Here is a 10413-nt window from a genome sequence, read left to right on the forward strand (position 1 = left end):
TCTCACCCCTCTTTCGTCGAGGCAATGAATCACGTCCCAGCGTTTAGGGAAAGCCAATTATTGGGTCCGGGCCATAGTTGATTTTTCCACAGTTCCTGCAATGCATCGACCTGTCTTAGGAACTACGTATGGCCTCGACGGAAAAAAAATCGCACCCTGTAACAACCAACCTCCGTCATTGCCCCTGCCGTCGGCTTCCCTGAAGAGACTGCAGTTAAGCGATCTCTCGCTGCAATGGTTTTAATGCCCCCCGAATACAAGCGTCTGCACCGGTAACATCAGCGCCTGCATGCGGAGAATCATGGCATGCACAATCGAAACCGTGTCCACTACATGCAGGAACAACCATTTCCCCGTGCCGATATCCTTTGCGGCGAGTGCGTCGTGGTTGTTAGTGTAGGCGTTGGCGATGCAGCTGCTGCCCGGCGGCAGCCCCTCCAACTCCCCCGGAAAGAGCGGTTCGAGGAAGACGGTGAGCGTCCCGCCTTGCGCCATTTGTTGCACATCGATTAGTTGATCCGTTGGACGGAGTTGTCCCGCTGCAATGACATCCTGGACCTCGGTCACGACCATCGGAATGATCGTAAATGGCTTGCCGACGCATGTTGCCTCGGCAATCATCCCCTTTTTCATCACTTGGGCCTCGATCTGGCCGAAGCCGGCAATCAGAGCGACGCGGCCGGCCTGTTCGGGAATAAGGATACCTGCGGGTCGGATCATCGTATTGACAACGTCGCCAGGCCGCAGCGCGAACTGCTGGACGGTTCCCGCGACGCCTGCTCGAACCAGGGTCTTGTCCAACTCGACCTGTGCTTGCGCTAGTGCTGCTTCTGCACTGGCTTTCTGGGCCGGCAGGAGGGATGAGAGTTTTGTTTCTATGGTGCGCTTGTTGGCAACAGCGGCGTCGAGCGCGCCTTTCCGCCCATCCGCGGTGATTTGCAAACGCTCCACCTCGCGAACCGAGACGTCCGCCTTGCGCCGCAAAAGCTCTTGCCTGGTTGCCAACTCGTCCAGAGCCTGCTGGTACGCACCTTGTGCCTGCTGGATAAGACCGTCCGCGCCCGCCAGTTCGGTTTGTGCCACCGCAGTCGCGGCGGTCGCTTCATCGATTTGGCGCTGTGCCGTTTCCCGCGCTGCCTCCTGTTCGGAACTGTCGAGCCGAAACAGCGGGTCGCCGGCTTTGACCTTTGTATTTAAGCCGACAAATACCTCGGCAACGCGGCCCGTCGCTTCGGGAAGGATCGTGACGGTACGGAATATGGCGGTGACGTTTTTGGTCGAAGGATGATAGTAGAAGATGAGCGTGATCAACGAAACAGTCAGCAACAGGCATGCGGTGATGCCCCAGCGCAGCTCATACCACACCGTATAAATGTTGATATCCCGCCCGAGACGCCTGTCTTGCACGTAACGACGGAAGAGATAGTCCGGAAGGATTGTCAACATTGAACAAAGCATTAATTCAAACATGCTCAGACACCCCCCTTGCAGTCGCGGCTTTAGGCTCCGGTTCAGATTTAGGCTCCGATTCAGGAAGTGAAACTATTACCTCATCCTCGCCAGTTCTCTCGCGTCCAGACAGTTTTTCGAGCGACTGTGCAATCGACACCATCGGCCCCGAGAAATCCGGCAGATCAATCATCGCCAGCAACAAACCAATGATCCAAAAGATATGGTTGTGGGTAAACAGGGAAATGAGCGCCAGGACGGCCACAATCTCCATTTGCACCTTTTTGCCCTTATGCGCCATGTGCTCCGGCAGAGCATGAAGTCGGAAATAAAAATTGCCGACAATGAGGATCATTGCCAGAAGAAACACGACAATCGCATTGAACAGCCAATCCGTCTGGCCGGGTGCAGTGATGAAAACTGGTAGATGCTCGATCGCAGCAGGATGTATATTGTCAGCCATTCCCAGCTCCCCAACGAACGCCCCTTCCGGGCAATTTAACTCAACCTCTACGTCCTTCATTTGCATGTCAATGTAATTAGAATGAACTTTTCGAAAGCCCGACTATTGCAAATCCCGATTGGCGGCCAAACGAGATCCAGATGGTAAAAAGTAATCCATCAGACACACGTACTCTATGTCGTAGATGATGATGTTTTTGCGGAAATCGCTGTTGCTCACTGCCTCTGTCAGGGGTATGTGCGACTGGTCCTTGTCTCAGTCTTTATCGAAAATTGGGACAGGCTATGCTCGAACAGACCGGCGGTGCCTTGTCCACGTTGGTAGGCTAGGTGGCTTGATTGGGGTGTCTCTGACATGTCCCTATTTTCCCCTTGACCGCATCAGGACCCCAGCAACATCAAGTGTCGCCGTTGGACTCCGACTCCTCTATCTTGCCCTAACCTCTCGGAAGTTTTTTATTCCATGCCTTTTGTCGCGCCCTGTATCGTATGTCTCACGCCATCGTCGAGCTCGGTGGTCCGCCTCCATAGCCCTCTGCTCGGGCGAAGGCGGGTTCTTCTTGCGCCATGCGTTCTTGGCCTTTCGCTCAGCTTCCTTCTCCGCGGCAGTATTAGTCATCTGGGTGTTTGATCCCATGTTTTTTGATGAGCGCCTGACGGATCGTCTCCGCAGAGGCATGGCAGCGAGGGTCGCGATGGGTCGCCAGCACCACCGGGTCGCGCTCCCCGACAATCGCCCGGATGATGGCCATGCCGGTCGCACCGGTGATGTCTGTCACTACGTGGTGGAGTTGCACATTCATTTGCGTCAGCACTTATTGTGAAGGTTCCCAAACTACGTACCGCCTCGGAAGCTTGGTCGGGCTACGTGCATCGTGGCGGCGATGTCGCTTGCAGCAGCATTGAGGTGAGTAGGGGAAATATACGCTTGCTACGAGACTTTTTGTTCCAGCCATGGCGGGCTCTCTTATTCTATTGTCGAATGGAGGGTCTGGGCTGTGCCAAAACATCAAATTCCCATCCGAGATCGCCTTAAACGGCGTCACCACTCTCAAGTGCGCAACAGCCATGGACAACGTTAGGTAACAGGGTTAGACACCACCAAAATGCGGACGGCCACACCAGCACACCGTTTCTATCGCCGCAGGCGGGACACTGGCTCGCGAATGGTTAGGTAGTAAAAACCACCAGACCTAATTTGGCATCTTCACTGCCCTGGTTCCGGTAAAAACGGAGCCTCGAATGAATGTAGCGTACGAGTTCAAGCAGAAACGCGTCGCCTTGGCGGAAAGGTTGCAAGAGATTGCGAGGGAGCGGCACAGGGCATGGTGATCTCGGTTCGGCGACATATCCTGGAGACGATTGACGCGCCAGAGTCGGAGGTAGCACAGCGACCCATGGAGGTATGGGCCTGGCGTCCGAGTGCCACGGGCGTTCCTCAGAAGTCGACGCGGGGCGTATCCGGAATGGGATTGTCGAAAAGCATCCAGAACGAAACATGGTAGGTCGTCGCGTACCAGTCCTCGAACCGGGCAAGTACCTTTCCGACATCTTCACCGCGATCGGATTCCCGTTCACGTTCTGCGCCTGCCGCCCGGTAGAGGGCAATCACCACCGGGGTGAAATTGGCAAGCGTTACATCGCCGGCTTCGCTCTCCAACGACCAGCCAAGTTTCACCTGCAAGAGGCCAAGGGCGCGGGCCACGGCGATTTCCTCGCCGCCCTGCCTCGATTGTTCGCTGTCGCCCGCTGGCGTTTCCATCGCCTCGGCGAGCGCCCGCATCAAATTGAGCCGCCGAAATGCAAAGGCGCGTTCCTGTTCGAGCGCCGTTATGCGCAAGGCCGCCTCGCGGCGATAAAGTGTTTCAGCGGCCTTGGCGCTTTCAGCCCTCTCCTCCAAGGTTTTGATGTACGTCATCAGGAGCGTCCCGATCTGGATTGCCCATGGGTTGGCGGAAGAGAGTGGGAGTCGAACCCACCAAAGACCGTCTCTCGGCCCCTCCCGGATTTGAAGTCCGGACGCCCCACCGGGGACGCATCTCCTCCTGAAACGAAGCCGTCGCCGGCTGCACCACGCACGGAACTTCCAAAGAGATCGAGCCGGTCCCGGTTGAGGCGGCGCAGATCCCCGCGCCGCACAGTAACACTGTGACGGTCGAAGAAATCAAGGATCTGAATGGCAACCTTGCGACCGTTCTCAACCTGATCGCGAAACGACGCCGCGGTAAACCAGCCCCTGTCCGACGCCGCGCTCAACTCAGAAATGATGGCGACCATGCGTGTCACCGTTTCCCGAAGGAAGAAGTGATCGTGGGCGATCTCGTGCGTCTTGCCCATGCGGCTTGCAAGCTTCATGAGGCGGCGCACGTCCGCTTCTGGAACGGCAATCAGCGTGCCAATGTCGCGCACGCGGGGCGGGCGAAACCGCTCATTACCGCCAAGCAGGGGCTCAATGAGTCCCCAGAGGCGCTCGTCAGTGGGCGCCATCGTCACTTCATGGGACGTTCGCCGCACCCATGCCCCATCAATGACAATCTCCCCTGCCCCCGCAAGCCGTTGCAGCGCCGAACGAAAGGCCGGGCCCGGTAGTCGCGGTTCGAGCTGCGCGCGCAAGCGTTCGACACCAATGCCCAGAACGTCCGGATGATTGGCATGAAAGGCGTCCAGTCGGTCCAGGAGGTCCTGGCGGAACTGTTGCCAGCGCGTGAGCGAAATCGCAACGAGTTCAGCGCCGACGGAAAGCTGCATCGCCCCGATGGCCTGTGCAAGAGCCTCTGCATCGGTTGCGGCAAGCGCCCTGTCGCGGGCGAAGGCTGTAAGGTCGAGATAGAAGGGCGGCGTTGCAAGCAGCGCCTCGGCGGCGCGCTGCGGGTCGACATGCGCCTGCGCCTCAAGCTGCGTGCACCGTTCGGGTGTGCGCCGTTTGCGAACCGGCCCACGCAAATCCAGAAAACGGCCGCCACCCACCGTGCGCCGCGCCGAGGTGTCGCGAACGATGTAGCGGTCGCCCACTGCCGCGGCGATGGGCTGGTCAAGCACGAGCTGGACGTTTGCCCGCGTTCCCGGGAGAAGCGGCGCATCGCCAAGCAGGACGATGCGGGCGCCGACTTCGGTCGACGCGTGGTGGAGCCGCACCGGAAACCAGTGGGCAATCGCTTTTGGCTCGGAGCCGAGCACGCGCAAGGTCGCGTCGATCCTCGCCGTCGGCGCATGCAAGGTTCGATCAAGGACCATGTCGCCGCGACTGACCGCGGACTTCGATATCCCGTCGCCAGCAAGATTGAGCGCACAGCGATCGCCGGCATGGCCCTTTTCGCTTGGCCGATTCTGGGCATGGAGGGAGCGGACCCGCGCGAGAAGCCCCGCGGGGCTGACGGTCACGTGATCATCAATGGCAACACTGCCAGAAAGCAAGGTTCCGGTAACCACCGTGCCCGTTCCTTGAATTGTGAAGGAACGGTCGACGGCAAGGCGGAATCGGCCGCTACTTTGCCGCCGGGTAAAGCCGCGTGCCACCGCAACGATCACGTCGCGGAGCTGCTCGATGCCTTGGCCTGTCACTGTTGAAACGGGAATGATCGGTACGTCGCCAAGCGCCGTAGCGGCAAGTTGGCTGCGTATTTTGCCTTCAATCTCGCCGAGCCTTGCGGATGGCACAAGATCGACCTTCGTCAGAGCAACGATGCCGCGCTCGACACCGAGGAGATCGATGATGGCGAGATGCTCGCGCGTTTGCGGCATGATTCCGTCATCTGCGGCAACAACAAGCAGCACGAAGTCAATACCGCTCGCGCCAGCGAGCATCGTGTGAATGAATTTCTCGTGCCCCGGTACATCAACAAAGCCGAGTGTCCCTGCACCATCCACCGGCATGTAGGCAAAGCCAAGATCGATTGAAATACCGCGCGCCTTCTCTTCTTTCAGCCGGTCGGTATCGACATTGGTCAGCGCCTTGATCAGCGACGTCTTACCATGATCGATATGCCCCGCCGTGCCTATGATCATGACGTGTTAAGTCTCCGTCTCGGAGAGGGGCACTGCAGCAAGCCGTTCAGCGTGCGCGGTCTGATCGGCGTCAAGCGAGGCCCGGACCACGTCGAAAAAGGGAACGGCGAGCCTGCTTTTGCCCGCGCGCGCCCGTAGCAGCCATGTGAACGCGGCAACGGGATCGGGGGGAATGCCGTTTCCAAGGTGGTATGCAGCCCCAAGCATCGCCTGCCCGTCGGCATCACCTGACTTGGCCCCGCGCTGCCACCAGCGCACCGCCTCCACCGGATCGCGCGGAACGCCGATTGCATTGTGATAGAGCATGCCAAGCCTGGTCATCGCGGCGGCAGAACCGTTCTGTGCAGCAGCGAGCGCCCACCGTCGTGCGTCGGCGGCATCTCGAGCGATGGCGTCGCCCTCAAGCAGCATGAAGCTCAGCATGTCCTGTGCTTCGGCATCCCCCTGCTCCGCCGCCTTGCGGTAGAGTATAGCGGCCTTGGCATGATCGGGTTCGATCCCCTCGCCCTTGAAAAGCAGCGTTGCAAGATTGCGTTGCCCGACCGCATCACCCGCGTCCGCCGACAGCGTCAGCCAGTCCAGGGCAAGACGGGGATCTTTCACAACACCGAGACCGTCGGCAAAACATGCGCCGATATTGTTGCGGGCGCGCGCATTTCCCAGCCGCGCCAGCGCCTCCCATATGGGAAGCGCCCTCGCATAATCACCTCTCATGGCAGCTTCAAGTGCCACGGCCATCCTTGCTTCGTCTGATTGACGCACGTCCGTCCGCTTTCGTGTGAGCCGGCCAAAGACACTGATCATTGCGCCCTTCCCTTAATTTGAAGGCTTACAAGATTGTCGGCAAATCCCGCCTCATCGTCGAGGCAGCGAAGATCCAGCACCAGCGATCCTCGCTCAATGCGACCAATGACCGGTACTTGCAGGGTCCTTAGAGCCGCCGCAAGCTCGTCGAGCGCGCGGCCACCGCCTTTAACCGGCGCGAGGGCGAGCCCAGCGCTCGGCACGCTGGCGAGCGGCAGGGCGCCTGAACCTATCTGGCTGACGCAAGCGATGACTGAAACCATAAACGCGCCATCGAGGGCATTTTCAACCAGCGGCGCCAGGCGCCGCGCCTGCGCATCAATGTCCGCTTGAGGCCGGCTCAACAGCCGCAAAGTGGGCAGTCGCTCGCGCAACCGATCCGGGTTGCCATAGAGGCGCAGGGTGGCTTCCAGGGCGGCAAGGCGGATCTTGTCGACGCGCAACGCGCGTTTCATCGGGTTCCGGTTGATCGTCTCGATAAGTGTCTTGCGCCCGACGATGAAACCCGCCTGAGGTCCGCCGAGCAGCTTGTCCCCGGAAAACGTGATGATGTCCGCCCCCTCGGCAACGGCCTCGCGGACGGTCGGTTCGTGGGCAAGGCCGAAATGGCCAAGGTCCGTCAGGGTACCGGAACCAAGATCGTTGACGAGAGGGATGCTCGCCTTGTGCGCAATGTCTGCGAGATCCCGTGCATTGACGTCCTTGGTGAAGCCCTCGATCCGATAATTAGACGTGTGGACCTTGAGCATCAGTCCGGTGTCCGGACCAATGGCATTTACATAGTCGGCTTTGTGCGTGCGGTTGGTGGTGCCGACCTCGACGAGATGCGTGCCCGCACGCGTCATGATATCCGGCATGCGAAAGGCGCCGCCGATCTCGATGAGTTCGCCGCGGGAAACGATGGCCTCCCGGCCCGCCGCTAGGCTGTTCAGCACAAGGAGGACTGCCGCGGCATTGTTGTTGACGACGGTTGCGTCTTCCGCCCCCGTCAGTTCGCAGATGAGGCCGCGCAGATGATCATCGCGCTCGCCGCGCTTGCCACTTGTAACATCGAACTCGAGTGCGACCGCTGCGCGCATCGCAGAAACGGCCGCCTCGATCGCCTCTTCGGCAATCAGGGCGCGGCCAAGGTTGGTGTGCAGCACCGTTCCGGTGAGGTTATATAGCGGACGCAGCGTCGACCGCTCACGCGCCGCAAGTCTGGCGAGGGCTTTGCCCAGGATCGTGTCCAATGCCGGCAGGATGAACCCCTTGCGGACGTTGCGCCGCACCTCGGCCACGGTGTCACGAAGTGCCTGTGTCACCGCATGTCGTCCGAAGCGCTCGGATGCCGCCTCGGCCGCTTCGGACCGCAGCAGCTGGTCGACCGAGGGAATGGCGCGCAGATTGGCGTTGCTGTCCATCGCGATCCCTCAAAAGCCGGCAAGGAGGGGCGAGAAGCCGCCACGCCGGTAGGGCCCCTGTCGCATCAGGAGATCAAGGCCAAGACTGGCGACGTCATCGGCAATCGGGTCGGCGGCCGGCTCCCTCTCCTGATAAAGAATCTTTGACCAGCCCTGGCATTCGTCGCAGGTCTCTGCCTTGATCGCGCCGCCCTGCCCGTCGATCTCCTGGTAGCCGATCCCCTTGGTCGAGCCGCAAAGCACGCATTTGATGCGCACATAGTGCCAGAGCGTGCCGCACAGTGAACAGCAACAAAATCGCGCGCCGTGCGAACCCGGCCAGCCAACTACCATCGATGTCACCGGCAAGCTGCCGCAGGCCGGACAGATGCCATCGGCGACCGGCACCAACGCCTTGACGTCAAGCGCTGCAGCCAGCCGCGCAAAATGCACCTGCAGCGCCGCCCAGATAAAAATGTGCTCGGCAATTGCATCGGCCGGCAATGCATGGGCGAAAACGTCTCTTGCCATAACACCGCGACGTTCGCTGTCCGCGGCGCGTACGCGAGTCAGAGCCTCGGCGGCCGCAATCGGCTTTTCTATTGGGGTGGCGGCCGCAAACAGTCGATCGAACAGGGTACTAAGCACCACGGTGTCGCCTTCGATACGTGCGCGATCGATAAGTGGCATTGCAAACGCGCGCGCCCGCTCGATCGTTGGCCCATCTGGGGCGTCGGCCGTTGGCAGATCTGCCTGGATAGCGTGTTGCGCCTGCGCGAGGTCTGCAAGGAATTGAAGATAGGGTGAGAGCTCGCTCGTTTCAGCCAATTGCCGCAGCCGCACCGCTCTTGCCGAAAAAGTCGAACCCGGATCCGGCAGTCGGGCAAAAGGCGGCGACGAGACATTTCCGATTGCCGTTGGATCCGGCGCGACCGCGCTTTTGCGACTCATACTGCTCCCTCACGAACCCGCCGGGCCACGTGGACCGATCCCATTGCAAGATGTCCGTCTCGCTGCAACGCCCCGTTATTCGGCGGGCGTTCTTCCCGATTTGTTCTTTGGCGATTTCGCCACCAGCTCGCGCAGCCATTTGCGGTGGTGCCGCCACGCCCAGCCGCCGGTGACCGAACCGCGCGTCATCGCGCGAATTGTACCACGCACCCAGATGGCTGCGTAGACGTGAATGATCCAGACACTAATTGCCAGGATCGCCGCCATAGAGTGGACGAGCATCGCCCAGCGCTTCTGCTCAATCGTCGTCAGGGTGAAGAAATATTGGTCCCAAATGATGATGCCGGTCGTGATCAAAACGATGATCAGCAGCGACATCGACCAGAAGACAAATTTCTGCCCGGCATTGTACTTGCCGACCTCCGGCAGGCGCTCTTCATGGGCTGTCAGTACGTCGCGAATCCGTGCAAGCCAGGTGCCATCTTCCCGCTTCCAGAGATTGGCTCTCCAGAAGCGGAGGAACAGGCCAAGGAAGCTGAAAAAGAGAACGACGCCGATCCACGGGTGAATGATACGGGTGAGAGGTCCGCCGCCAAAAAGGCCGGTCAGGAGGAAGAGTTTCGGATGGAACAGCGCAAGGCCCGATATGGCCAGAAGCACGAGGCTCACCGCCGTGATCCAGTGGTTGACCCGCGCGCCTGCCGTGTAGCGATCGACCGTGACGGGCTTGCCAGGATGAACGCTGTCGCCCTTCTCGACGTCGTATTCTGTGCTCATCAACGCCGCTCCTCTTCCGTGAGCCTTTCTGCCTGCTCCTCATCCTCCTGCGAGACGCGGTTGGGTCCGGCGACCAGATAATGCATGAAACCGGTGATGGCCGCGACGCCAAGCACGGCAAATCCGGCATACCGCGTCACGCCTTTCCACGCCTCGACCAGCGGACTGATCCTCGGATTGTTCGGCAGCCCCGCATAGATTTCCGGCATGTCGGCATGATGGAGCACGTACATAACATGCGTGCCACCGACACCCGGTGGGTCGTAGAGCCCAGCATTGGCGAAACCGCGCGACTTCAAGTCGGTTACGCGCCCCTCGGCATGGTGCTTCATTTCCTCCTTGGTGCCGAACACGATCGCTTGCGTCGGGCAGGCCTTCGCGCACGCTGGCCCCTGGCCGACAGCGATACGGTCGGAACAGAGCGTGCATTTGTACGCTACATGAGTGACCGGCGAGATGCGCGGTATGTTGAAGGGGCATCCCTTCACGCAATAGCCACAGCCGATGCAGTTTTCGTGGACGAAATCGACGATGCCATTTGAATACTGGACAATGGCACCGGGCGCCGGACAGGCCTTGAGGC

The 10413-nt window shown here is 60.0% G+C and carries 9 protein-coding genes, 1 tRNA gene and 1 pseudogene; all 11 read right to left on the reverse strand.

Going from position 1 to position 10413, the window contains the following annotated elements; translation table 11 throughout:
* Positions 1 to 240 precede the first annotated feature (240 nt).
* Positions 241 to 1470, reverse strand: a complete 1230-nt coding sequence (locus AAAB35_RS09545) for a biotin/lipoyl-binding protein (RefSeq protein WP_340668049.1) — start codon at positions 1468 to 1470, stop codon at positions 241 to 243.
* A complete protein-coding gene (locus tag AAAB35_RS09550) occupies positions 1463 to 1912 on the reverse strand; it encodes a hypothetical protein (RefSeq protein WP_340668050.1) in 450 nt (149 codons plus the stop codon). Before AAAB35_RS09550 ends, AAAB35_RS09545 begins: the two co-directional genes overlap by 8 nt.
* A gap of 610 nt (positions 1913 to 2522) precedes the next feature.
* Positions 2523 to 2714, reverse strand: a complete 192-nt coding sequence (locus AAAB35_RS09555) for a hypothetical protein (RefSeq protein ID WP_340668057.1) — start codon at positions 2712 to 2714, stop codon at positions 2523 to 2525.
* Between the two features lie 635 nt (positions 2715 to 3349).
* Entirely contained in the window at positions 3350 to 3829 is a 480-nt protein-coding gene (locus AAAB35_RS09560) for a hypothetical protein (protein ID WP_340668051.1), read from the reverse strand.
* 32 nt (positions 3830 to 3861) lie between these two features.
* Positions 3862 to 3957 (reverse strand) — tRNA-Sec (locus AAAB35_RS09565).
* Positions 3958 to 4080: 123 nt separating this feature from the next.
* Positions 4081 to 5916, reverse strand: a pseudogene (gene selB / locus AAAB35_RS09570) (selenocysteine-specific translation elongation factor); the annotation flags it as partial.
* Between the two features lie 6 nt (positions 5917 to 5922).
* A complete protein-coding gene (locus tag AAAB35_RS09575; protein ID WP_340668056.1) occupies positions 5923 to 6654 on the reverse strand; it encodes a tetratricopeptide repeat protein in 732 nt (243 codons plus the stop codon).
* A 62-nt stretch (positions 6655 to 6716) separates the two neighbouring features.
* Entirely contained in the window at positions 6717 to 8123 is a 1407-nt protein-coding gene (gene selA / locus AAAB35_RS09580) for an L-seryl-tRNA(Sec) selenium transferase (protein WP_340668052.1), read from the reverse strand.
* Positions 8124 to 8132: 9 nt separating this feature from the next.
* Entirely contained in the window at positions 8133 to 9053 is a 921-nt protein-coding gene (gene fdhE / locus AAAB35_RS09585; RefSeq protein ID WP_340668053.1) for a formate dehydrogenase accessory protein FdhE, read from the reverse strand.
* A gap of 75 nt (positions 9054 to 9128) precedes the next feature.
* Positions 9129 to 9830, reverse strand: a complete 702-nt coding sequence (locus AAAB35_RS09590; RefSeq protein ID WP_340668054.1) for a formate dehydrogenase subunit gamma — start codon at positions 9828 to 9830, stop codon at positions 9129 to 9131.
* Positions 9830 to 10413, reverse strand: a 584-nt coding sequence (locus AAAB35_RS09595) for a formate dehydrogenase N subunit beta transmembrane domain-containing protein (RefSeq protein WP_340668055.1), incomplete at its 5' end; no start/stop codon positions are given. The genes AAAB35_RS09590 and AAAB35_RS09595, both read right to left, overlap by 1 nt.

The organism is Phyllobacterium sp., from assembly GCF_037994425.1.
In the GTDB taxonomy this organism is placed as follows: Bacteria; Pseudomonadota; Alphaproteobacteria; order Rhizobiales; family Rhizobiaceae; genus Phyllobacterium.